Origin of the sequence: Microvirga arabica, assembly GCF_016811235.1 — a bacterium.
GTDB lineage: Bacteria > Pseudomonadota > Alphaproteobacteria > Rhizobiales > Beijerinckiaceae > Microvirga > Microvirga arabica.
In genome coordinates this window covers 1-22,818 of sequence record NZ_JAFBID010000064.1, presented here as the reverse complement: position 1 = coordinate 22,818, position 22,818 = coordinate 1, and the positions used below count along the sequence as shown (strand labels likewise).

Genomic DNA, 22,818 nt, shown 5'->3' with positions numbered 1-22,818 from the left:
CGAATATCGTTCAGAGGAGGCGTAATCCTGAAGCGTGACGGCTAGTTCCGGTCATCTGGCACGATGGGCAGGGGCAGCACGTCGATGCCTTCCTCCAGCAATGCCTTTGCCTCGGCAAGATCCGCCTCGCCGTAGATGGAGCGCTCTTCCGTCTCGCCGAAATGCATCTTGCGCGCTTCCTCGACGAAGCCCTTGCCCACGTTCTCAGCGTTCTTCATGACCTGTTCGCGCAAAGCCCGCAGAGCCGCGCGCAGTTCGCGTTCGCGCTCGGAGAGAACGGCAACGGGCTGCGGCTCCGGAGCTGGCGCATCCGGCGCCTTGCCCGTGCGCGCCACAGAAGGTGCCATGATCTGCTTCTCGACCTTCGCGGAGTCGCAGAACGGGCAGGTCACGAAACCGCGCTTGCGCTGCGTTTCGAACGCTTCGCTTGACGGAAACCAGCTCTCGAACTCATGGGCCTGCTCGCAGGCCAGGGCGTACTTGATCATGTCTTTGAAGACGTAAGGATTCAGGCTTGGAAAGGGAAGGGGATCAGGCGATGGCCGCCCGATCCGTCTCGATGGTGGGCACGACCTCGACCCTGAAGGGCCGGGCATTCTTGAGGGTGGGAATGCGCCCGCGCACCTCGGCCACGAGGGCGGTGTCGATCTCGGCCATGAACACGCCGGGCTCCGTCCCGCCTTCCGCCAGCACGCGGCCCCAGGGATCGACGATCAGCGAATGGCCATAGGTCTCGCGCCCGTCCTCATGCAGGCCCGCCTGAGCGGCGGAGATCATGAAGGAGCCGGTCTCGATGGCGCGGGCCCGGTGCAGGATATGCCAGTGCGCCTCGCCCGTCTGCTTGGTGAAGGCGGCCGGCGCCGACAGGAAGGAGGCGCCGTTCTCGGCCAAAGCCTTGTAGAGGGCGGCAAAGCGCACATCGTAGCAGATGGTCATGCCGAGATAGCCCCAGGGCGTATCGGCGGCCACGGCCGAGGCTCCGCTCGTATAGGTGGCCGATTCGCGCCAGCTCTCGCCGTTCGGCAGGTCCACGTCGTAGAGGTGGATCTTGTCGTAAGACGTGACGACCTCGCCGTCCTGGTCGATCAGGAACGCCCGATTGGCGACCTTGTCGCCTTCCTTCACGGCGATGGAGCCGATCTGGACCACGATCCCCCGCTCCCGCGCCACCTCGCGCAGAGCCGCGAGCACCGGGTCCTTCGCCTCCGGACCGACCTTGTCGAACAGTTCGGCCCGGTCGCGACAGACGAGCGACGTCATCTCCGGCGTCTGGGCGAAATGTGCACCCTGGTCTGCCGCCTGGCGCACGAGGGCCACCGCATCGTCGCGGTTTTTCAGGACGTCGCGCCCGGAGCGCATCTGGATGCAGGCGGCGGTGAAGCGGGTCGGGTTCATGGGCAATCAGTCTCCGTTAGGCCTGCAATAAAGGCTCAAGCTGGCCCCTGTCATCAAGATCATACAGGTCATCGCAGCCGCCGACATGCTTTTCGCCGATAAAGATCTGCGGAACGGTGGAGCGGCCCTTGGCCTTCTGGATCATCTCGGCCCTGGCTTCCGGCTTCTTCTCGATATCGATCTCGGTGAAATCGGCGCCTTTCTCGGTGAGAAGCTTCTTGGCGGCCGAGCAATAGGGGCACCAACTCTTCGTGTAGATCGTGATGGCAGGCATCGTCGGAATGTCTCCTGTGGTGGGGAGGATATAGGAAGCTTTGCGCCTGTGTCACAACTCCTTTACCACCCGGGCGAAGGCCAGAACGTCGACGGAAGCCGCTCCGCCGCGCAGGAGCGCCCGCGAGGCCGCGTTGGCCGTGGCCCCGGTGGTCAGCACGTCGTCGACGAGGAGCACCCGCTTGCCCTGCAGCCGCGCCTTAACTTCGGCGGGGACGCGGAAGGCGCCTTGCAGGTTCTCCTGCCGCTGCGCCTTAGTGAGCCCCACCTGCCGCCGGGTGCGCTTGACGCGGGCGAGCAGGAATGGGTCGCAGCGGATGCCGCTCTCGGCGGAAATGACTCTTGCCAACGCCATCGCCTGGTTGAAGCGCCGCCACCAGAGCCGCCAGCGGTGGAGCGGCACGGGCACGATCACGTCCGCTTCGCCTAAGAGCTCCGCCCCGGCGCGCGTCATCATCCCGCCGAGTGCCCGGGCGAGTTCGAGGCGGTCGTTATATTTCAGGCGGTGAACGAGAAGGCTCGCGGTGCCGTCATATTCGGCGACGGCTCGGGCCCGCTGAAACACCGGCGGATCGGCGATGGCAGCCGGCGAGAGCAGGGGCTGGCCGAGATCGACCGCAAACGGCGTTCCGAGGCGCTCGCAATAGGGACGTTCGATGAAGCGAACGCCCGACCAACACGCGGCGCAGAGCGTATGAGGCTCGCCGGTAGCCGCCTGGCAGGCGATGCAGGTCGGCGGATAGAGGAGGCCGAGTGCCGAGCGCCAGGCTTCCCGCGCTCCATGACCGAGGCGGGCGCGGAGCTGAAGGGGCTCAATGTCGAGAGGCTCGCTCATGGGCAAAGCTTATCCGATGAGTGTGCTGAGTACGAGCAGGGTTCATCCTGATTTCCAGCACCTCAATGTCATTCCCGGCGAGCGTAGCGAGGGAAGGGAATCCACTCACGCCCTCAGCGCTATGGATTTCCTTCCCGGCCTCACGGCCGCCGGGGGTGACAAGGGCGTGTACCTAAAAAATCCTTGGACCTTCGCGGGGCACACGCCATATCCAGCGCCTCATGAGCACGCCCCTCGTCTTCGACCGTTCCCTCGTCCGCCGCCGCCTGTCGCGTGCGCTGCACCAGGGCTATGCCGACTTCCTGCTGGTCCGCGCCATTGAGGACTTGGAGGAGCGGCTCTCGACTGTTCTGCGGGAGTTCCCGCTCGCGCTCGATGTGGGCACCCCGACGCCGGCCGCCGCGGAAGCCCTGCGCCGGAGCGGGCGCGTCGGGATGGTGATCCGCCTCTCGCAGGTGGCCGAGCCGGAGAGCATCCTCGGCGACGAGGAGCGGCTGCCGTTCTCGGGCGAGCGCTTCGATCTCGCCGTGTCGCTCCTGTCCCTGCACTCCGTGAATGATCTGCCGGGCTCGCTCATCCAGATCCGGCGCGCCCTCAAGCCCGACGGCCTCTTCGTCGGGGCCATGCTCGGCGGCAGCACGCTCAACGAGCTGCGCCAGTCGCTGACACAGGCCGAATCGGAGGTGGAGGGCGGCGTCAGCCCCCGGGTGGCGCCCTTCGCGGACCTGCGCGACATCGGCGGCCTGCTCCAGCGTGCGGGCTTTGCCCTGCCGGTGACGGATTCCGATGTCGTGCGGGTGCGCTATGCCAATGCCTTTGCGCTCATGCGCGACCTGCGCCAGATGGGGCTGACCAACGCGCTGAACGACCGCCGCCGGACCCCGCTGCGGCGTGCTACCCTGATCCGGACGGCGGAGATCTATGCCGAGCGCTTCGGCGAGCCGGACGGGCGGATCCCGGCGACCTTCGAGATCGTATGGCTCTCGGGCTGGACACCCCATGAGAGCCAGCAGAAGCCCCTGCGCCCCGGCTCCGCCAAGGTGCGGCTGGCCGATGCGCTCGGCGTGAAGGAAGGCGTGCCCAAGCCCGGCAAGGAGTAGCCGGCCCGCTCACGCCTTGGGGTGCAACCAGGTTGCCCTATCTTCATTCTCCAGAATACCTGTCTTGGAGAAGGAAGCGTCATGAAGGAGCCCGGCCCGGATCATCCGATCACCATCACGCAGAACCCGAACCGCATTCGGGTCATGCTCGGCGGCTTCATCGTCGCGGAAACCACGCAGGCGCTCACCCTGCGGGAGGCGAACTACCCGCCGGTGCAGTACATCCCGCGCGAGGATGTGCACATGGACCTCCTGGACTCGACCGATCACCACACCCATTGCCCCTACAAGGGCGAGGCCTCCTATTTCACCGTCAACGGAGGCGGACTCGTGCGGGAGAACGCGGCCTGGAGCTATGAGCAGCCGTTCCCCTCGGTCGCCACCATTAAGGAGCATCTTGCCTTCTATCCGAACAAGGTCGATGCCATCGAAGAGTTCAAGGACTAAAGCATTGGACCCAAAAGTGGCTCCCACTTTTGGGTCCAATGCTTCTTCCATATGCTGGCGCATCGTACGGAGCGGAAAACCGGATCCACTTTTCGCTGGCGCGGCCCGCTGGGTCCGCACGATGCGCTAGCGTTCTCCTAAGGGTGTAAGGGATCCGGGTTGCTGCCTCGGCAAGCACGAGGCATCTTCGGCGCACCAAATCCCATCTCGGGAAGCATCCATGTCGCCGTTCACCTTCAACACCGCTCCGTCCCTCGTCTTCGGCTCCGGCAGCATCGCGCGCTTAGGGGAAATCGCCGCCCAGCGCCTCGGTCCCCGGGTGGCGCTGGTCACCGATGCGGGCCTCGTGAAGGCCGGTCTCATCGCGCCGGCTCTCCGCGCCCTGGAGGAGGCAGGCGTCGCCGTCGACGTGTTCGATGCGGTTGTGGCCGATCCGCCGGAGGACGTGGTGCTGGCTGCTGTCGAGAAAGCCAAGGCTTTCGATGCCAGGGCCGTGATCGGCTTCGGCGGTGGCTCCTCCATTGATGTAGCAAAGCTCGTGGCGCTGCTGGCCGCCAGCGGCGAGACCCTTGCCGACATCTACGGCGTGGGCGTCGCGAAAGGGCCGCGGCTGCCGCTGCTCGCCATTCCCACCACGGCGGGGACGGGATCGGAGGTGACGCCGATTTCCATCGTCACCACCGGCGCGCACGAGAAGAAGGGCGTCGTCTCGCCGCTCATCATTCCCGACATCGCGCTGCTCGATCCCGATCTCACGCTCGGCCTCCCGCCGCACGTAACGGCCGCCACCGGCATCGACGCGATGGTGCATGCCATCGAGGCCTACACGTCGACGAGCGTCAACAACAATCCGGTCTCGCAGGCGCTCGCCAAGGAAGCGCTGCGCCTGCTCGGGCGCAACATCGAGCGCGCGGTGCATCAGGGGCAGGATGTGGAGGCGCGCTCGGCCATGCTGCTGGGCTCCATGCTGGCCGGCCAGGCCTTCGCCAATGCGCCGGTCGCGGCCGTGCATGCGCTGGCCTATCCGATTGGCGGGCATTTCGGCATTCCGCATGGGCTCTCGAATGCCCTCGTGCTGCCGCATGTGCTGCGCTTCAACGCGAGCGCCTGCGAGCAATCTTACGCCGAACTCGCCCCTCACGCCTTCCCGGAGCTTGAAGGTCACGCGACGGGATCGGCCTTCGTCGAAGCCTTGGCCTCCCTGTGCACGAAGGTGGGCCTGCAGCCGCGCCTGCGTGACGTGGGCATTCCGCATGAGGCCGTGCCGATGATGGCCGAGGATGCCATGAAGCAGACCCGGCTTCTCGTGAACAACCCGCGTCCGCTCACCCTCGAGGATGCGCGCGCGATCTACGAAGCGGCTTGGTGAGCAGCGTCATGTCGGATCGTCCCTCGCGCCCCAGCCGCTCCGAATTCAAGCTGTTTCGCCCCATCGCCACCCGCTGGATGGACAACGATGCCTACGGGCACGTGAACAACGTGCATTACTACTCGTATTTCGACTCGGCCGTGAACGGTTGGCTTGTGGAGAAGGGACTGCTCACCATTACCGAAAGCCCTGTTATCGGCCTCGTGGTCGAATCGGGCTGCACCTATTTCGAGAGCGTCGCCTTCCCCGACGCGCTGGAAGCCGGGATCGCGGTGGCGCATCTCGGGCGCTCGTCGGTGCGCTACCGGATCGGGATCTTCAAGCAGGGCGCTCAAGCGGGGGCCGCGCAGGGGCATTTCGTCCATGTCTATGTGGACCGGGAAACCCAGAAGCCGGTGGAGATCCCGCCAGAGACGCGAGCCATGCTCAGCGAGCTGACCTGAGCCGCCCGCTCAACGACACGAGCGCAACGCCAGTCAGGACAACGGCCCCGCCGATCATCTCGCGCAGTCCGATGCTCTCATTCAGGAAGAGGACTGCAAGGGTCGCCGTCCAAACCGGCTGGAGATAACCGACCATCGAGGCCCGGGTCGGACCGGCGCGGCGGATAAGCCGCATGAAGAGCAGGATCGGCAGGGCGGTCGAGACGATGCCCAGCGCCAGCAGCGAGGGCGCAGTGCCTGGCACGGCTGCGAAGGTGGAAGGGCCTGCCACGACGAGCGCCAGCACGGTTGCTGGAATGGCCGAGCAGATCTGCTGACCGAGGGCGAGACGTGCCGGATCCGCCTGCTTGATCGAGCGGACATAGAGGTTCGCGGAGGCATAGCTCAGGGCAGTCACCACCATGGTCAGCGCCCCCCAGGCACTGATGCCGCTGTCCGGCAGGGCGGCAGGTCCGATGAGGATGCCCATGCCTGCAATGCCGACGATAACGCCGACGAAGCGCCTCGGGGTCAGCCGCTCGTCCGCGTAAAGCAGATGCGACAGAACCGCGACGATAAGCGGTCCGGATGCCTGGATCATGGCGGCCGGAGCGGTTCCGATCTGGGTCAGCGCATGTGCCGTCAAGACGTTTGGAATCCAGCCATTGAGGGCGCCGAGGATCACCCAATGATGCCATTGGCCGTTGTCGGGGCGGAAGCTCTTGGCCTGCACGACGAACCACAGGGCGAGGGCCGACGCGCCGATGAGGCCGCGGATGGAGGCCAGCACGAAGGGGTTCACGTCCCCGCTCAGCTTGATGAACAGGAAGGAGGTGGACCACAGCATCGAGCAGACGAGGAGGTTCGTCGCCATGAAGACCGGCGTGGGCGCTGCGGGAAGCGCGGCGGTTTCACCCTGTGTGGCGGACATGCGCGATCTCAGACAAGGAGATCGACGAGAAAGGGGATCAACGGCTCATCGGCCGGGGGCATGGGATAGGCGCGCAGCTCCTGCGGCCTGACCCATTTCAACGCTTGCCCTTCCAGCGGCTGCACGAAGCCGTCCCAGCGGCGGCAGACATAAAGCGGCATGAGCAGGTGGAAGGTCTCGTAACCGTAGCTCGCGAAGGTGAGCGGCGCGAGGCAGGGCTCCTTCACGGTGATCCCGAGCTCCTCCCGCAACTCCCGGATCAGCGTCTCCTCCGGCCGCTCGCCCGGCTCCACCTTGCCGCCGGGAAACTCCCACAGGCCCGCCAGCTGCTTCCCCTCCGGCCGTTGCGCCAGAAGGATGCGGTTGTCCGTGTCGATCAGCGCGACGGCAACGACGAGGGTGAGCTTGAGAGGGGGCACGGCAAAGATCCGCTGGGCGCGTGAGGGAGTGGCTCAGGGCCGGTCTCTTAGCCTGAAATTCCGGGCGGAGCGAATTGAATCTCGTCGTCTCTCAAAAGCACTCATGTGCTCTCTCGCACATGCTTGTCCTGATCGCTTGCCTTGCTGCCTTGCCAGATCCAACTCCCGTGACAGATATATGTAATATAATAAAGATGCAAAAAACCGGAGCTGTCCCATGAAGTATTTTGCCTGTGCCATGGCTATCCTTGGTTTCGCCTGTTCATCTTTCACTGATGAGGTGCAGGCTCAGGATTGCATCGTCTCCCCTATGTCCTTCAACTCGCATGTCGCCAATGTCGAAGGCGAGATGACCGTGAAAGCAGGCAAGGGATGTGGCTTTGGGCTCAACGGTATTCAGGGGGCCATCAGCGAAGCAACCATCGTCCAGAAGCCGAAGGCCGGTATGGCGGGCGTTCGCGGCATCATGCCGTACTACGTCGCGAAGCCGGGATATAAGGGGCCGGATGAGTTCTCCTACGCCATCATCGGAACCGACCAATATGGCGGCCCGATGCGTGTCACCACGAAGATGAAGGTGACGGTCGTTCCCTGAGCGGGCTCAGCTCCGGTAGTCGCCGTTGATCTCCACATAGCCCTTGGTGAGGTCGCAGGTCCAGGCGGTGGCCTCGCCGCGGCCGAGGCCGAGATCCACCCGGATCGTGATCTCGTCGCCCTTCATATAGGTGGAGGTCCTGGCCTCGTCGTATTCCGGATCGCGGGCGCCCTTCACGGCCACGCGGATGTCGCCGAACCAGATGGCGAGCTTGTCCCGCTCGGCGGGCTCGCCTGCCTTGCCCACCGCCATGACCACGCGGCCCCAGTTGGCGTCCTCGCCGGCGACGGCCGTCTTCACCAGGGGTGAGTTGGCGATTGCCATGGCGATGCGCTTGGCGGAGGTCGCACCCGTGGCGCCGGTCACCTTCACGGTTACGAACTTGCGCGCACCCTCGCCGTCGCGGGCGACCTGCTGGGCCAGATCGCACAGGAGGCTCTCCAGCGCCGCGCGGAACTCCTTGAGGCGCCGGTCGCTCGGCAGCGAAATCGTGGGCGCACCTTTGGATGCTGCCGTGCCGGTGGCGAAGAACAGGAGCGTGTCGGACGTGGAGGTGTCGCTGTCCACCGTCACGCAGTTAAAGCTCTTGTCGGCGCCTTTCTTCAGCAGAGCCTGCAGCGCCGGAGCATTGATTGGCGCATCGGTGAAGATAAAGGACAGCATGGTCGCCATATCGGGGGCGATCATGCCGGCGCCCTTGGCGATGCCGTTGATCGTCACATCGACGCCGCCGATTTTGGCCGTGCGCGTCGCCACCTTCGGGAAGGTGTCGGTGGTCATGATGGCCTTGGCCGCATCGGTCCAGCCGGTGGGCTTGGCCTTCTTCTCGCAGGCCGCGAGCACGCCCTGGAACTTGGTGGCGTCGAGGGGCTCGCCGATGACGCCGGTGGACGCGATGAACACCTGCGAGGCGCGGCAGCCTGCGGCCTCGGCGGCGATGTCGGCGGTGAGCTTTACTGCGTCCGCACCCTTCTTGCCCGTGAAGGCATTGGCGTTGCCCGAGTTCACCACCAGGGCCCGCGCCGTGCCTTTGCTCAGATTCTTGCGGCACCAATCGACCGGGGCCGAGGGGCATTTGGACCGGGTGAAGACGCCCGCCACGGCCGTGTCCTTCGGCAGCGTCACGTAGAGCACGTCCGTCCGGTTCTTGTACCGGATGCCGGCCTCGGCGGTGGCGATCCTCACGCCCTCAAGGGCGGGAAGCGTCGGGACCGACGTGGGCGCGAGTGGAGACACGGTCTTGGACATGAGAAATCCGGGAGAGGTGTTGAGATACGACGTTGCGAGCCGCGACCTGCGGTTTTTTAAGGCTTTTTGTCAAGTCAAAGCTTCACTGAAGGCCGCCTCGAGCGCACGGAACGACGCCGCGCTCCTGTCGTTGACCTAGCCTTCGGAACAATGGAGGCCTTCCGTGACAGGCAAGCACCCCAAGACCCAACCCCAGGACCGTCCCCGCAGCGATCTCGAAGTCGACCCGGGCATCGGTCGGTCGAAAGGCTCCACCATGGCCGGCGAGAACCCGCGCGACCTCGACGGCGGTTCGACCTTCCAGGGCGACGTGGAGAACCAGACCAACCGCGAAGGCGGCGTCGATCCGAACCGCATGGGCCGGACGAACAAGTGACATGGCCTCGTGAGGCCATATCATCCCCTTCGCTTCGCTCCGGCCGGGGGTGACACCAAAAACGAAAAGGGCGGCCCAAGGGCCGCCCTGAACTTTTTCGAAGCTGAGAACCTTACGGCTGCTTCTGCTCGACGAGGTTGCCCTTGTCGTCCAGGCGCTCGACCTTGGCGTTCTTGCGCAGGCCGAGGATCAGGTCCTGCTGGGCCTTGCGGGCTAGATAGGCTTCCACCTGGTCCTTGGTCTCCTCGAAGGTCGGAGCCGGCTTGTTGCGCTTTTCCTCGACCTTGATCACGTGCCAGCCGAACTGGCTCTTGACGGGGTCCGAGATCTGGCCGGCCTCGAGCTTGAAGGCCGCTTCGGCGAAGGGCTCGACCATGCGGTCCTTGGTGAAGAAGCCGAGGTCGCCGCCATCGGTCTTGGAGCCGGGGTCCTTGGAGACCTCGCCGGCCACCTTGGCGAAGTCCTCGCCGCCCTTCACGCGGGTTGCAATCGTCTTGGCCTCGTCCTCGTTCTCCACCAGGATGTGGCGGGCGCGGACCTCCTGCTCGGCCGGCACGCTCTTGACGGTCTCGTCATAGAGCTTGCGGGCGGCCTCCGGGGTCACGGCCTTCTTGGATTCCTGATCGAGGTACTCGTCGAGCAGGGTCTTGTCCCGGTTATAGGCGAGCTTGCGGGCGAATTCGGTCCCGCTGCCGACCTTGGCAGCCTCGGCCGCCTTGGCGCCGAGCTTCAGGTCGATCAGGTAGCCGGTCAGAAGCTCGCGCTTCTGCTCATCGGGAACGTTGGGCATCTGCAGGGCCGAATCCTCGGCCGCGATGGCGAGGTCGCCTTCCGTGATCTCGATGCCGTTCACGCGGGCCACCACCTTGGCGGGGTCGACGGCCGGAACGGCAGCCGCCGAGGTCGCAGGAGCAGGAGGGGTTTGGGCGAGGGCAGGGCCGGCCAGGAGCGGCAGGGCGACGCCGAGGGTCAGAAGGCTCTTCCGGACGTTCAATGAGCGATTCATTCGTGTTTCCTCTGGTGAGCGTGATCGCCCACGGACAGCGACGATCAGATGGCCGAATGTGTTTACGTTTGCAAGTGATGGCATATTTATGTCACAGCATCGCCGCTCGCGGGGACTTGAACGCCCTGTCCGGGCACCCCTTGAGGCTGCGCCACTAAAGGCGCGGCCTTTAAGATGCAAACTGGCATGATTAGGTCTATAAGGCGGCGCAAACGCCCCTTACCCCATATGGAATTTTCGAAGGCTCCCGATGTTCGGCTCTCTCGCGAAGAAAATCTTTGGCTCGGTCAACGATCGCCGGCTGAAGTCCTACCGGCCCAAGATCGCGGCCATCAACGCGATGGAGGCCGAGCTTGAGGCCCTGTCCGACGAGCAGCTCCGCGCCCGCACGGATGAGTTCAAGGCCCAGCTTGCGGCAGGCCAAACCCTGGACGACATCCTGGTGCCGGCCTTCGCCACCGTCCGCGAGGCGGCCAAGCGGACGCTGGGGCAGCGCCACTTCGACGTCCAGCTCATCGGCGGCATGGTCCTTCACGAGGGCTCGATCGCCGAGATGCGCACCGGCGAGGGCAAGACCCTGGTGGCGACGCTCCCGGTCTACCTGAATGCGCTCGCCGGCAAGGGCGTGCACGTGGTCACGGTGAACGATTACCTGGCCAAGCGCGACTCGGAGTGGATGGGCCAGATCTACCGCTTCCTGGGCCTGTCCGTCGGCGTGATCGTCCACGGGCTCGACGACGTGGAGCGCGCCCAGGCCTATGCGGCCGACATTACCTACGGCACCAACAACGAATACGGCTTCGATTACTTACGCGACAACATGAAGTACGAGATGGCGCAGATGGTCCAGCGGGGCCACAACTTCGCCATCGTGGACGAGGTGGACTCGATCCTGGTCGACGAGGCTCGCACGCCGCTCATCATCTCCGGCCCGCTCGACGACCGCTCCGAGCTCTACAACGCCATCGACGTGGTGATTCCGCGCCTCGACAAGAAGGATTACGAGCTCGACGAGAAGCAGCGCTCCGTGGCGCTCACCGAGGAGGGCACCGAGAAGATCGAGGGCCTGCTGCGGGAAATCGGCCTGCTCAAGGAGGGCGATCTCTACGACGCCCAGAACGCCACCCTGGTCCATCACATGAACCAGGCGCTGCGCGCCCATACCCTGTTCCAGCGCGACAAGGATTACATCGTCCGCAATGGCGAAGTAGTCATCATCGACGAGTTCACCGGCCGCATGATGCAGGGCCGCCGCTATTCGGAAGGCCTGCATCAGGCCCTCGAGGCCAAGGAGAAGGTTCAGGTCCAGCCCGAGAACCAGACCCTCGCCTCCATCACGTTCCAGAACTACTTCCGCCTCTACGACAAGCTCGGCGGCATGACCGGCACAGCGGCGACTGAGGCCGACGAGTTCCTGGAGATCTACAACCTCGAAGTGGTCGAGATCCCGACCAACCGGCCCGTCGCGCGCATCGACGACGACGATGAGGTCTACCGGACATTCGAGGAGCGCTACAAGGCGGTGATCCGCGACATCGAGGAGGCTTCCGCCAAGGGGCAGCCGATCCTGGTCGGCACCACCTCCATCGAGAAATCCGAGCATCTGGCCGAGATGCTGGTCAAGGAGGGCTACAAGCTCATCAACTTCGAGGACCCGCAGGCGCTCGAGCCCCTCTACCGCGATGCCCGCGCCGGACGCGGCACCAAGCACTTCGCGGTGCTCAACGCCCGCTTCCACGAGCAGGAGGCCTTCATCGTCGCCCAGGCCGGCGTGCCGGGCGCGATCACGATTGCCACCAACATGGCCGGCCGCGGCACCGACATCCAGCTCGGCGGTAACGCCAAGATGCGCATCGAGCGCGAGCTTGTCGGCGTCGAGGGCGAGGAGCGCACCCGCCGCGAGAAGGAGATCCTCGACGAGGTAGCATCCTTCAAGGAGAAGGCGCTCGCCGCCGGCGGCCTCTACGTGCTCGGCACCGAGCGTCACGAGTCGCGGCGCATCGACAACCAGCTGCGCGGCCGCTCCGGCCGCCAGGGCGATCCCGGCCGCTCCAAGTTCTACCTGTCGCTCCAGGACGACCTGATGCGCATCTTCGGCTCCGACCGCATGGACGGCATGCTGCAGAAGCTCGGCCTGAAGGAAGGCGAGGCCATCATCCATCCGTGGATCAACAAGGCCATCGAGCGGGCGCAGGCGAAGGTCGAGGCACGCAACTTCGACATCCGCAAGAACATCCTGAAGTACGACAATGTTATGAACGACCAGCGCAAGGTCGTGTTCGAGCAGCGCAAGGAGTTCATGGCCCAGGAGAGCGTGCGCGAGACCATCGACGACATGCGCCACGGCGTGATCGAAGACATCGTCGCCCGCGCCATCCCCGAGCAGGCCTATGCCGAGCAGTGGGATGTGGAAGGCCTGAAGAACAATGTCCTCAACTTCCTCAACCTCGATCTGCCGATCGAGGAATGGGCCAAGGAAGAGGGCATCGCCGACGACGAGATCCGCGAGCGCATCACCAAGGCGGCCGACGAGGCCTATGCCCAGCGCATCGAGGCGAACTCGGCCGAGGTCATGAACTATGTGGAGAAGCAGGTTCTGCTGCAGAGCCTCGACCACCTCTGGCGCGAGCACCTCGTGACCCTCGACCACCTGCGTCAGGTGATCGGCTGGCGCGGCATGGCCCAGCGCGACCCGCTCAACGAGTACAAGTCCGAGGCCTTCGAGCTGTTCAATGCCCTGATCGGGCACCTGCGCGAGCAGGTGACGGGGCAGCTCATGCGCATCCAGGTGGTGTTCCAGCAGCCCGAGCCGCAGGAGCTTCCGCCCATGTTCGCTCAGCACCTCGATCCGGCCACCGGCGAGAACGAGTTCGACCGGCCTCAGGGCGCAGGCTTCGGAGCCGGCCCGGCGCTCGGCTTCGCGGCCGCGGCAGTCACCGAGCCGACGCCGTCCCGCGACCCGAACGATCCTTCCAGCTGGGGCCGCGTCAGCCGCAACGAGCCCTGCCCCTGCGGCTCGGGCAAGAAGTTCAAGCACTGCCACGGACAGTTCGTGGCCTAAAAGCCGCCACATCCTGAACCATACCCATGAAAAGCCCGGCCTCATGGCCGGGCTTTTCTGCGCCGCCCACCATCGTCAAGTTTCAAAGACCCATGATTCGCATCGAGAACGTCAGCAAGCAGAACAGCCACCGCATCCTCTTCATCGAGGCGTCGGGCACCCTTCAGAAGGGCGAGAAGATCGGCCTCGTGGGCCCCAACGGCGCGGGAAAGACCACGCTCTTTCGCATGGTCACCAAGGAGGAGCAGCCGGACGAGGGCCAGATCTCCGTCGATCGCGGCATCACCATCGGGTATTTCAGCCAGGATGTGGGCGAGATGGCGGGCCGCAGCGCCGCCGCCGAGGTGATGGAGGGCGCAGGCCCCGTGAGCGCGGTGGCGGCCGAGCTGCGCGAACTTGAAGCCGCCATGGTGGACCCGGACAAGGCGGACGATCTCGATAAGGTCATCGAACGCTACGGCGAGGTGCAGGCGCGCTACGAGGAACTCGACGGCTATTCGCTCGAAGGCCGGGCGCGCGAGGTTCTCGCCGGCCTCGGCTTTTCCCAGGAGATGATGGACGGCGACGTGGGCGCGCTGTCGGGCGGCTGGAAGATGCGCGTCGCGCTCGGCCGCATCCTGCTCATGCGCCCGGACGTGATGCTCCTCGACGAGCCGAGCAACCACCTCGATCTCGAGAGCCTGATCTGGCTGGAGGAGTTCCTCAAAGGCTATGCCGGCGCGCTGCTCATGACCTCGCACGACCGCGCCTTCATGAACCGCATCGTCAACAAGATCATGGAGATCGACGGCGGTTCGCTCACCACCTATTCGGGCAATTACGAGTTCTACGAGCAGCAGCGCGCATTGAACGAGCAGCAGCAGCAGGCGCAGTTCGAGCGTCAGCAGGCCATGCTTGCCAAGGAGATCAAGTTCATCGAGCGCTTCAAGGCGCGCGCCTCCCATGCCGCGCAGGTGCAGAGCCGGGTCAAGAAGCTGGAGAAGATCGACCGGGTGGAGCCGCCGAAGCGCCGGCAAGCGGTGGCGTTCGATTTCCTACCCGCGCCGCGCTCGGGCGACGATGTGGTCAGCCTCAAGAACGTGCACAAGCGCTACGGCAGCCGCAGCATCTATGAGGGTTTCGATTTTGGGGTGCGCCGTAAGGAGCGCTGGTGCGTCATGGGCGTCAACGGCGCCGGCAAGTCGACGCTCCTGAAGCTGGTAGCAGGTGCAACCGCGCCCGACGAGGGATCGGTAACCATCGGGGCGAGCGTCAAGATGGGCTACTTCGCCCAGCACGCCATGGAGGTGCTGGAGGGCGACCGCACGGTGTTCGAGTTCCTGGAAGATTCCTTCCCGCAGGCGGGGCAGGGGTCCCTGCGCACGCTTGCCGGCTGCTTCGGCTTCTCGGGCGACGATGCGGAGAAGAAGTGCCGTGTGCTCTCGGGCGGCGAGAAGGCGCGCCTCGTGATGGCCAAGATGCTCTACGACCCGCCGAACTTCCTGGTGCTCGACGAGCCCACGAACCATCTCGACATGGCCACCAAGGAAATGCTGATCGACGCGCTCTCGAAGTACGAAGGCACCATGCTCTTCGTCTCGCATGACCGCCACTTCCTGGCCGCCCTGTCCAACCGCCTCCTGGAAATCACCCCGGAGGGCGTTCACCAATATGGCGGCGGCTACACCGAATACGTGGCGCGCACCGGCCAGGAGGCGCCTGGCCTACGGCACTGAGCGAGAAAGCACCTGATGCCAACATCTGAAGCCCGGTCTCACGGCCGGGCTTTTTGCTGCCGTGACGTCAGCTTGAGGCAAGCATCGTGAGGGATAAGGCAGGGACCAGAACAACCTTTTCGAAGAAGCGTCCGTCAAAAGCCTTCCTCTCATTTCCTTTCTCACTTTGCAGGCCGAACCATCATGGCATTGAACACGTCTCTCCCGGTGCTCATCGTTGACGATTACCAGACGATGCTGCGCATCATCCGCAACCTGCTGAAGCAGATCGGCTTCAACGACGTCGACGAGGCGAAGGACGGCTCGGAGGCTTTGGGCAAGCTCAAGGAGAAGAAGTACGGGCTGGTGATCTCCGACTGGAACATGGCGCCCATGACCGGCTTCGAGCTGCTGCAGCAGGTGCGTGCCGACGCGGAGCTGGGCAGCCTGCCCTTCATCATGATCACCGCAGAGGCCAAGACCGAGAACGTGGTCGCGGCCAAGCAGGCCGGCGTCAACAACTACATCGTCAAGCCCTTCAACGCCGATACCCTGCGCTCCAAGATCGCCGCCGTTCTGGGTGAGTAGTCGCCATGCGTCTCCCACCGCCTGTTTCCTTCGATCCCTTGAGCCTCGATCTCCTGGCCCAGTCCCGCGAGAGCATCGCCGCCCGGCGGCATGCCGAGATCATGCGGGGCATGGCGGCCATCCACGCGGCTCTCGAGCCGAGCAGCGGGGCCTCCAAGGCTCTTCTCGACCAGATCCGGACCGATTTGCGCGAGGCGCTCCACCTCAAGGACGAGCTCGACGCCATCACGGAATCGATCCAGCGCACCAAGCGTGAGATCGCGACCCTGCACTCCCACAGCCCTGGCGGGCAGGTGACCAGCGTCACCGACGAACTCGGAGCTGTGGTGTGCGGCACGGAGGCTGCCACCAACAGCATCCTAGCGGCCGCCGAGGAGATCGACGAGATCACGGGAAAGCTGGCTTCCCAGCTCTCCGGATCCGACGCCGAGATGGCGCGGCAGATCTCGGACCGGGTCATCACGATTTTCGAGGCCTGCAATTTCCAGGACATTACCGGCCAGCGCATCAGCAAGGTCGTGGGCTCGATGAAGTTCATCGAGGAGCGCGTGACCCAGATGGCGCAGATCTGGGGCGGCCTGGAAAGCTTCAACGACGTGGAGGCCTTCAAGATGCCGGAGCGGCAGGGGGACGAAGCTCTCCTGAACGGCCCGGCCCTCGACGGCGACCCGAACCGCACCTCGCAGGATGCCATCGACGCCCTGTTCGGGTGACGAACGGGTGAAACCCCGGACTAACTGGCGCCGCCTCTCGAGGCGGCGTTTCTTTGCATTGGGTTGTGCCACGCGGTTCCAGGCAAGGCGGTGCATTGGCTGAGACGCCTGCTCACAACAAAAAGCCCGCCGGTGAGGCGGGCTTTTCCATATGGTGAATTGCCGGTGGATCAGTTCGCGTTCGCAACCTTCACGGCCGCTCCAGCCTGAGCCCGCTTCTGCGGCACGGCATTGGGGGCCGGAGCCGTCCTCACCGCGGGAGCGGCGGGCGCTGCCTGAACCGCCTCGACGGCGGGCTGCGCGGACGAGGTGCTGAAGAGGTCGGCGACGCCGCCGAACATCTTCTTGTAGAACGGCGTCTCTCCAGACGCGGGAGCTGCTGCGGCCGCTGCCACCGGAGCCGTCTGCTGGGTCACGGCCGCGCGGGTCTCGGCCTGCGAGACGGGGATTTCGCGCATGGACGCAAAGGCCAGGGCGGTCGGCGGCGCCTCCGGGGCTTCCTTGCCGGAATCGTTGAGGGCGACCACCCGCGGGCCGGACGAGATGCCCTCGGTGCGGCTCACGTAGCCGAGCTTGGTGTCGGATACGCCCGTGACGTTGGCCAACGCCGTGCGGAAGGATTCGTGCGTGTCGCCGTCGTGGTAGACGAGCTTGATCGGCTTCTCGCCCTTGGCGACGAGCTCCGCCACTTCCTGCTCGTCCTGGGCGCGCTTCTGCGCCACTACGGAGGCCGTGTCAGGATCGAGGTTGAACTCGTAGCGGCCGCGGCCGACGGCCACCCGGACCTCGTCCTTCGTCACCTCGAAGGCATCGGCACCTTCCTTCAGGTTCTTCCAGAAGGCGATGTTCGGATCGAGGCGGTGCTTGGCCAGGTTCTCGGCCGTCATCCGGAACGGATAGGACTGGAACTGGAAGCCGCGCTGACCGGCGCCGAGAGCCTCGCGGGCGATGGCGTAGATCTCGGCCACGTTCTGGTCCGTCATAGCGAAGCAGCCGCGCGAGGAGCACGAGCCGTGGACCATGATGTCGCCGCCGCTGCGGCCCAGCGACCGGTCGAAGGCGTTCGGATAGCCGGTATCGAACGAGAGATAGAAGTTGGAATTGGGGTTCATCTGCGCCGGGGTGACCGTATAGAAGCCCTCCGGCACCTGGCGGTCGCCCTCGCGGTTTTTGGGGCCGAGCTGGCCTGACCAGCGGCAGACCGGATAGGTCTTGAGGAGCGCGTACTTCCCGTTGGAGCCGCGCTTCCAGATCTCCAGCTCCGATTCCTTCTTGTAGGCCCGGATCAGGATCGGGTCTTCCTTGGACATGCCCTTGGTCGACATCAACGCCATGGTGGCGGACGGAATCGGCACAAGGTGGCGCGTGGAGCCACGGGAGAGATTATCGTCCTGGCAGGCAGCAAGCGCGAGCACCAGGCTCGCGGCCAATGCGATACGCTTCATCATGGGGACCCCGCAATTTTTGATCTGCCCGGCGCCTGTGCCGAACAGTTCCCCTTTACCCCTAAATCGTTAGCCTTAACCCGCCCTTACTGCAAGCGGGGCCATGAGGGAGTCATGGTGAATGGAAGGTAAAAAATCCGCCTTTGGCGGCTTTTCAGCCTGTCTCTTTGGAGAGCAGGGCTCTCTTTGGAGGTAAAGCGAGGCCAGGGGCGCCGGAGCCCGCCCTTGTCAGGCGCGCTCCGTCCGTCATGGGAGAGGCCGGATCAGAGCTTGCGCCCGATGGCGAGGAACTTGTCGGCCCGGTGGTCGCGGATTTCGGCCGGTCCCATGTTGCCGAGGTCGTGCAGGGCTTCCTCGATGGCGTTGCCGGCGGCCTCGATGGTCGCCTGCGGGTCGCGGTGGGCGCCGCCCACGGGCTCTGTCACGATGCCGTCGATGATGCCGAGCCGCAGGAGATCTTGGGCCGTGATCTTCATGTTGGTAGCGGCGTCCTGGGCCCGGGCGGCATCCCGCCAGAGGATCGAAGCCGCGCCTTCCGGCGAGATCACGCTGTAGATGGCGTGCTCCAGCATCAGCACCTTGTTGGCGGTGGCAATGGCGATGGCGCCGCCCGAGCCGCCTTCGCCGATGACGACGGAGACATTGGGCACGCCCAAGGAGAGCTGCATCTCCGTCGAGCGGGCGATGGCCTCGGCCTGTCCACGCTCCTCCGCCTCGATGCCCGGATAGGCGCCTGCGGTGTCGACGAACGAGATCACCGGCAGGCTGAAGCGGTCCGCCATTTCCATGAGGCGCACGGCCTTGCGATAACCCTCGGGGCGGGCCATGCCGAAATTGTGCCGGATGCGGGTCTCGGTGTTGTGGCCCTTCTCCTGGCCCATCACGCAGACAGCCTGGCCGCGGAAGCGTCCGAAGCCGCCGACGATGGCCTCGTCCTCGGCAAACTTGCGGTCGCCGGCGAGCGGGGTGAACTCGGTGATGAGCCCGGCGCAGTAATCGACGAAATGCGGCCGCTGGGGATGGCGCGCCACGAGGGTCTTCTGCCAGGGCGTGAGCCGGCCATAGAGATCCTTCAGGGCATCGGCCGCCTTGACCTCCAGGCGGGAGATGTCGTCGGCGATGGAGACGGCGTCCCGGTTCTCACCGAGCGCCCGAAGCTCCTCGACCTTGGCTTCCAGCTCGGCGACGGGCTTTTCGAAATCGAGATAACTGCGCATCAGACTCTATGGAAAAGAAGACCGGCGTGGCCCGATAGCCCTGCCGAAGCGGGGCGGACACTGGCGTTTCGGGCAGCCCAAGTCAAGTTGAGCCCCGCTTTAGTCCTGTAAAACGCGGCGGAATCAAGGACAATCAGCCTAGATGCGAGGCGGGAGCCGGAACGAACACCGGCGAGAAGCGGCGCGAGCGCTGCACGGCCCGCACGGCGCCGGGCCGGTAGAGCTGCTTGGTGGCCTCGACGATATGAAGGCCCGCGAAGGGCAGGGAGAAGCCGGCGCCAACCTGCTCCCAGGCCTGGGCGGTCTGGAGCAGGAAGCGGTTGCGCAAGGGCGGCACGTAAAGGGTCTCAGCCCAGCCCTCCGGCGAGAACCAGGTCTGGCGCATGAGGCTTTTCAGCTGCGAGCGGCTGTAGGGCTGGCCATAGCCGAAGGGCGTGGTGTCCATCCGGGCCCACAAGCCCCGCCGGTTCGGCGCCACCAGGATGATCCGCCCGCCCGGGGTGAGAATGCGCCAGATCTCGTGCAGGAGCTCGCTCGGGCTCTCCACGGTCTCCAGGGCATGGACCACGAGCACCCGGTCGATGGAGGCGTCGGGCAGGGGCATCATCAGCGGGTCGACCAGGGCCGAGGCGGAGGCCCCCGTGCTGGGCCAGTTCACCACGCCCTGGTTCGCCGGCATGAAGGCGAGCGTGCGCTCGGTCTCGCCCTTCACGGCCGAGAGATAAGGCGGCGCGTAGCCGAGGCCGAGCACGCGCAACCCCGTCAGCGGGCCCCAGAACCGGTCGATGGCCCGCCCCACGAAGCGGCGCGTCACGGCCCCGAGGGGGCTGGCATAGAAGCCGCGCAGATCGGTGATGTCGATGCTCATGACCTCAACAGGCTGCCTCTCGGGCTCGTCAGACACTGGCAATCGAGGGTTCGGGGTCTGGTTTCACGCGCCGACTGTCCCATGATAGCTCAGAGCACATCAAGACAAGGTTCCTCGATGTCAGCCCAGATCCACGCCTTTCTCTGCCTGCAGGACAATATCGGTGTTCTGATTCACGATCCCAACACGGGCGCCTGCGCGACCATCGATGCGCCCGACGAAGGCGCGATCCTGGCAGCCTTGTCCGAAAAAGGCTGGCAGCTCACCGATATCCTTGTCACCCACCGCCATTCCGATCATGTGCAGGGGATCGACGGCCTGAAGCGCCGCACCGGCTGCCGGGTGGTGGCGCCGGTCAAGGCCCGCGAGGCGGTGCCTCATGCCGACGCCTATGTGCGCGAGGGCGACACGGTGCATGTGGGCGGCCTGCAGGCGCATGTGTGGGAGACGCCTGGGCATTGCCTCGACCACGTCTCCTACTGGTTCGCGGCGGACCGCGCGCTCTTTGCCGGCGATACCCTGTTCACCCTCGGCTGCGGGCGGATGTTCGAGGGCACCTATGCGGAGTTCTGGCACTCGCTGCAGCGGCTTGCGGCCCTGCCGGACGAGGCGCGGGTCTATTGCGGGCACGATTACACGCTCTCGAACGCACGCTTCGCGCTCGCCGCGGATCCGGACAACGCGGCGCTGAAGGCCCGCGCCAAAGAGGCGGAGGATGCGAAGGCTGAAGGCCGCTTCCTGGTGCCGTCGACCATCGGCCAGGAGAAGGCGACCAATCCTTTCCTGCGCGCCGGGGAGCCGGCGCTCGCGAAATCCGTTGATAAGCAGGGAGCCGGCCCAGTCGAGGTGTTCCAGGCCTTGCGCGAATGGAAGAACAGGTTCTGACGTAGCTGCACCCTGCAGGAGCGGACAGCCTCATGAACGATCACAGCCTCATCATCGGACTCGAGAGCCGGCTCCTGAACGCCTGGCCCTCGTTCGACTACCAGGCCTATGACGGCTGGATCCTGCGGCTCGCCAACGGCTATTCGAAGCGCGCCAATTCCGCCACGCCATTCCTGCCCGGTGCAACCCTCGACGACGAGCTCATCGACTATATGATCGCCCGCTTCGTCGAGGCCAATGTGCGCCCGACCTTCCGCCTCAATGGGGTGGAGGCGCATGATGTGGACGAGCGGCTGAAGCTGCGCGGCTTCAAGGAGATCGAGGCGACGCATGTTCTCACCGCGCCCATCAGCAGCGAGGATTGCGAGCGCGACCCCGAGGTTGCCCTTGAGCCTCAGGTCTCCAAGCGCTGGGTGCGGGAGGCCGCAGGATCCTATGGCGGCGACAAGGCCGATGACGAGACCCTGATGAAAATCGTCTCGCGTATCCGGCAGAAGGCAGCTTTCGCCACGCTCAGCCTTGACGACAGGCCCGTCGCCTGGGGCCTCGGGGTGGTGGAGCGGGGCTATGTCGGCCTCTACGACATTGTCGTCGCTCCGGACCTGCGCGGCATCGGGTTAGGCCGTCGCGTGGTGTCGAGCCTCATGGCCTGGGGCTGCGGGGAGGGGGCGCACACGGCCTACCTCCAGGTGCGGGAGGAGAATGAGATCGCCCGATCCCTTTATGGAGCGCTCGGTTTCGGAACCGCCTACCGCTACACCCACCGGGTCATGCCGGGGCGCTCTTCTTCGGTGTGAGTGTAGCCACAAGCGCGCCGGCCACGATGAGGCCGCAGGCGAGCGCGAGCGAGAGGGTCAGCGCCGCATAGCCAGCCACCACCAACAGCAGCGTCGAGAGCACCGGCGTCGCATAGGAGGCGACGCCAAGGAAACGGATGTCGCCCTGCTTCATGCCGATGTCCCACACATAGAAGGCCGCGCCCACCGGACCCAGGCCGAGCGCCAGAACCGCGAGCCATTGCGTCGTCGTCTCGGGCCACACGGTGGTCTCGAAGGCGAGATGGCAGACGAGGCTGAGCAGCGAGGTCGCGAGGCAGAAGCCCGCCACCGCGTCGGTCGGCACCTGGCCGAAGCGGCGGGACAGCACCGAATAGCCGGCCCACAAGAAGGCGGCCACGAAGGCGCACAGATAGCCCGGCATGTATTCCGCCCGCGCGTCGAAGGCGCCGCGTCCGGCGATCAGCACGATGACGCCGGCAAAACCCAGGAGCGCTCCAATGATATGCGCCCGCCGCAGATGCTCGCCTGGAAGGAAGGACGAGAAGAGCACGATCAGGAGTGGCCAGAGATAATTGATTAGCCCCGACTCGGCCGGCGGCGCCCAGCGCAAAGCCGCGAAGTAGAGGGCGTGATAACCGAACAGACCGCCGACACCCAAGGCCCAGACGACGGGCTTCTGGCGCAGGGCTTTGAGACCCTGCGGCCGCACGATCCAGCTCGCCACGCCTACCAGCCCGCCGACCAGGAAGGTCATGGCATTGAGCTGGAAGGGCGGTATCGTGCCAGTCGCCGCCGTGAACAGGGCGAGCATGGACCAGAGCAGGATGGCGGTGAGGCCGATGGTGGTGGCGGTGCGAGTCGTCATGATGACCGCCATAAACGAAAGCCCTCCCGATGAGGAGGGCTATCGTCATTTTGCTGAAACTTCGGCTAGGGCCGTGATCACGCCATGTACTGGCCGCCGTTCACCGACAGGGTCGAGCCGGTGACGAAGCCGGCGTCGTCAGCGGCCAGGAAGAGCACCGTGCGGGCGATCTCCTCCGCCTCGCCGAGACGGCCCACGGGAATGAGCGGGAGAATCTTCGATTTCAGCACCTCTTCCGGCACCGCCTTCACCATCTCGGTGGCGATGTAGCCGGGTGCGATCACGTT

The 22,818-nt window shown here is 65.2% G+C and carries 25 protein-coding genes; 12 read left to right on the top strand and 13 right to left on the bottom strand.

Annotated features, from left to right (window positions below; genetic code table 11):
• Positions 1-41: 41 nt before the first annotated feature.
• Genes JQC81_RS24005 through JQC81_RS23990 form a run of 4 tightly spaced genes read right to left on the bottom strand, consistent with a single transcriptional unit; the run spans position 42 to position 2,503 of the window.
• Positions 42-488: a DUF1178 family protein gene (locus JQC81_RS24005; RefSeq protein ID WP_203274328.1), complete on the bottom strand. Its 447-nt coding sequence runs from the start codon at positions 486-488 to the stop codon at positions 42-44.
• 43 nt (positions 489-531) lie between these two features.
• Complete coding sequence (locus JQC81_RS24000) at positions 532-1,395, bottom strand: carbon-nitrogen hydrolase family protein (protein ID WP_203274327.1); 864 nt, start codon at positions 1,393-1,395, stop codon at positions 532-534.
• Positions 1,396-1,411: 16 nt separating this feature from the next.
• Entirely contained in the window at positions 1,412-1,669 is a 258-nt protein-coding gene (gene grxC, locus JQC81_RS23995; RefSeq protein ID WP_203274326.1) for a glutaredoxin 3, read from the bottom strand.
• Positions 1,670-1,720: 51 nt separating this feature from the next.
• Positions 1,721-2,503 carry a ComF family protein gene (locus JQC81_RS23990; RefSeq protein ID WP_203274325.1) on the bottom strand — a complete coding sequence of 261 codons (783 nt, stop codon included), beginning with the start codon at positions 2,501-2,503 and terminating at the stop codon, positions 1,721-1,723.
• Between the two features lie 221 nt (positions 2,504-2,724).
• Here JQC81_RS23990 and JQC81_RS23985 point away from each other — a divergent pair, with 221 nt between their 5' ends.
• The 4 genes from JQC81_RS23985 to JQC81_RS23970 all read left to right on the top strand — a co-directional run bounded on the left by JQC81_RS23985 (position 2,725) and on the right by JQC81_RS23970 (position 5,862).
• Positions 2,725-3,603 (top strand): methyltransferase domain-containing protein, encoded by an 879-nt coding sequence (locus JQC81_RS23985; RefSeq protein ID WP_203274324.1) that lies wholly within the window; start codon positions 2,725-2,727, stop codon positions 3,601-3,603.
• An 81-nt stretch (positions 3,604-3,684) separates the two neighbouring features.
• Complete coding sequence (locus tag JQC81_RS23980; RefSeq protein ID WP_203274323.1) at positions 3,685-4,050, top strand: DUF427 domain-containing protein; 366 nt, start codon at positions 3,685-3,687, stop codon at positions 4,048-4,050.
• A gap of 220 nt (positions 4,051-4,270) precedes the next feature.
• Complete coding sequence (locus tag JQC81_RS23975) at positions 4,271-5,419, top strand: iron-containing alcohol dehydrogenase (RefSeq protein ID WP_203274322.1); 1,149 nt, start codon at positions 4,271-4,273, stop codon at positions 5,417-5,419.
• 8 nt (positions 5,420-5,427) lie between these two features.
• A complete protein-coding gene (locus tag JQC81_RS23970) occupies positions 5,428-5,862 on the top strand; it encodes an acyl-CoA thioesterase (RefSeq protein ID WP_203274321.1) in 435 nt (144 codons plus the stop codon).
• On the opposite strand, the gene JQC81_RS23965 is transcribed toward JQC81_RS23970, so the two are convergent.
• Positions 5,846-6,772 (bottom strand): DMT family transporter, encoded by a 927-nt coding sequence (locus JQC81_RS23965; RefSeq protein WP_203274320.1) that lies wholly within the window; start codon positions 6,770-6,772, stop codon positions 5,846-5,848. The two genes, JQC81_RS23970 and JQC81_RS23965, sit on opposite strands and share 17 nt — an antisense overlap.
• 8 nt (positions 6,773-6,780) lie before the next feature.
• Complete coding sequence (gene mutT, locus JQC81_RS23960) at positions 6,781-7,191, bottom strand: 8-oxo-dGTP diphosphatase MutT (protein WP_203274319.1); 411 nt, start codon at positions 7,189-7,191, stop codon at positions 6,781-6,783.
• A gap of 217 nt (positions 7,192-7,408) precedes the next feature.
• Between mutT and JQC81_RS23955 the strand changes: the two genes are divergently transcribed.
• Positions 7,409-7,786: a hypothetical protein gene (locus tag JQC81_RS23955; protein WP_203274318.1), complete on the top strand. Its 378-nt coding sequence runs from the start codon at positions 7,409-7,411 to the stop codon at positions 7,784-7,786.
• A gap of 6 nt (positions 7,787-7,792) precedes the next feature.
• Here JQC81_RS23955 and argJ read toward each other — a convergent pair whose 3' ends face one another.
• Positions 7,793-9,034 carry a bifunctional glutamate N-acetyltransferase/amino-acid acetyltransferase ArgJ gene (gene argJ, locus JQC81_RS23950; protein WP_203274317.1) on the bottom strand — a complete coding sequence of 414 codons (1,242 nt, stop codon included), beginning with the start codon at positions 9,032-9,034 and terminating at the stop codon, positions 7,793-7,795.
• Between the two features lie 163 nt (positions 9,035-9,197).
• Here argJ and JQC81_RS23945 point away from each other — a divergent pair, with 163 nt between their 5' ends.
• A complete protein-coding gene (locus JQC81_RS23945; protein ID WP_203274316.1) occupies positions 9,198-9,410 on the top strand; it encodes a hypothetical protein in 213 nt (70 codons plus the stop codon).
• Positions 9,411-9,522: 112 nt separating this feature from the next.
• On the opposite strand, the gene JQC81_RS23940 is transcribed toward JQC81_RS23945, so the two are convergent.
• Positions 9,523-10,416 (bottom strand): peptidylprolyl isomerase, encoded by an 894-nt coding sequence (locus tag JQC81_RS23940; RefSeq protein WP_203274315.1) that lies wholly within the window; start codon positions 10,414-10,416, stop codon positions 9,523-9,525.
• Between the two features lie 250 nt (positions 10,417-10,666).
• Here JQC81_RS23940 and secA point away from each other — a divergent pair, with 250 nt between their 5' ends.
• The 4 genes from secA to JQC81_RS23920 all read left to right on the top strand — a co-directional run bounded on the left by secA (position 10,667) and on the right by JQC81_RS23920 (position 16,472).
• Positions 10,667-13,477, top strand: coding sequence for a preprotein translocase subunit SecA (gene secA / locus JQC81_RS23935; protein ID WP_203274314.1), 2,811 nt, complete (start codon positions 10,667-10,669; stop codon positions 13,475-13,477).
• A gap of 92 nt (positions 13,478-13,569) precedes the next feature.
• The gene (abc-f, locus tag JQC81_RS23930) at positions 13,570-15,192 is read left to right on the top strand and encodes a ribosomal protection-like ABC-F family protein (RefSeq protein ID WP_203274313.1); all 1,623 of its coding nucleotides are present in this window, start codon (positions 13,570-13,572) and stop codon (positions 15,190-15,192) included.
• A 183-nt stretch (positions 15,193-15,375) separates the two neighbouring features.
• Positions 15,376-15,759 (top strand): response regulator, encoded by a 384-nt coding sequence (locus tag JQC81_RS23925; protein ID WP_036358554.1) that lies wholly within the window; start codon positions 15,376-15,378, stop codon positions 15,757-15,759.
• Positions 15,760-15,764: 5 nt separating this feature from the next.
• Positions 15,765-16,472, top strand: coding sequence for a protein phosphatase CheZ (locus JQC81_RS23920; protein ID WP_203274312.1), 708 nt, complete (start codon positions 15,765-15,767; stop codon positions 16,470-16,472).
• A gap of 170 nt (positions 16,473-16,642) precedes the next feature.
• On the opposite strand, the gene JQC81_RS23915 is transcribed toward JQC81_RS23920, so the two are convergent.
• The 3 genes from JQC81_RS23915 to JQC81_RS23905 all read right to left on the bottom strand — a co-directional run bounded on the left by JQC81_RS23915 (position 16,643) and on the right by JQC81_RS23905 (position 20,002).
• A complete protein-coding gene (locus tag JQC81_RS23915; RefSeq protein ID WP_203274311.1) occupies positions 16,643-17,920 on the bottom strand; it encodes a L,D-transpeptidase family protein in 1,278 nt (425 codons plus the stop codon).
• A 260-nt stretch (positions 17,921-18,180) separates the two neighbouring features.
• A complete protein-coding gene (locus JQC81_RS23910; protein ID WP_203274310.1) occupies positions 18,181-19,134 on the bottom strand; it encodes an acetyl-CoA carboxylase carboxyltransferase subunit alpha in 954 nt (317 codons plus the stop codon).
• Between the two features lie 133 nt (positions 19,135-19,267).
• The gene (locus JQC81_RS23905) at positions 19,268-20,002 is read right to left on the bottom strand and encodes a class I SAM-dependent methyltransferase (RefSeq protein WP_203274309.1); all 735 of its coding nucleotides are present in this window, start codon (positions 20,000-20,002) and stop codon (positions 19,268-19,270) included.
• Positions 20,003-20,119: 117 nt separating this feature from the next.
• Here JQC81_RS23905 and gloB point away from each other — a divergent pair, with 117 nt between their 5' ends.
• Positions 20,120-20,887 (top strand): hydroxyacylglutathione hydrolase, encoded by a 768-nt coding sequence (gene gloB, locus JQC81_RS23900; protein WP_203274308.1) that lies wholly within the window; start codon positions 20,120-20,122, stop codon positions 20,885-20,887.
• A 32-nt stretch (positions 20,888-20,919) separates the two neighbouring features.
• Positions 20,920-21,684 carry a GNAT family N-acetyltransferase gene (locus JQC81_RS23895; protein WP_203274307.1) on the top strand — a complete coding sequence of 255 codons (765 nt, stop codon included), beginning with the start codon at positions 20,920-20,922 and terminating at the stop codon, positions 21,682-21,684.
• Here JQC81_RS23895 and yddG read toward each other — a convergent pair.
• Positions 21,656-22,531: an aromatic amino acid exporter YddG gene (gene yddG / locus JQC81_RS23890; protein WP_203274306.1), complete on the bottom strand. Its 876-nt coding sequence runs from the start codon at positions 22,529-22,531 to the stop codon at positions 21,656-21,658. The genes JQC81_RS23895 and yddG overlap by 29 nt on opposite strands.
• A gap of 77 nt (positions 22,532-22,608) precedes the next feature.
• Positions 22,609-22,818, bottom strand: a 210-nt coding sequence (locus JQC81_RS23885; protein WP_203274305.1) for an SDR family oxidoreductase, incomplete at its 5' end; no start/stop codon positions are given.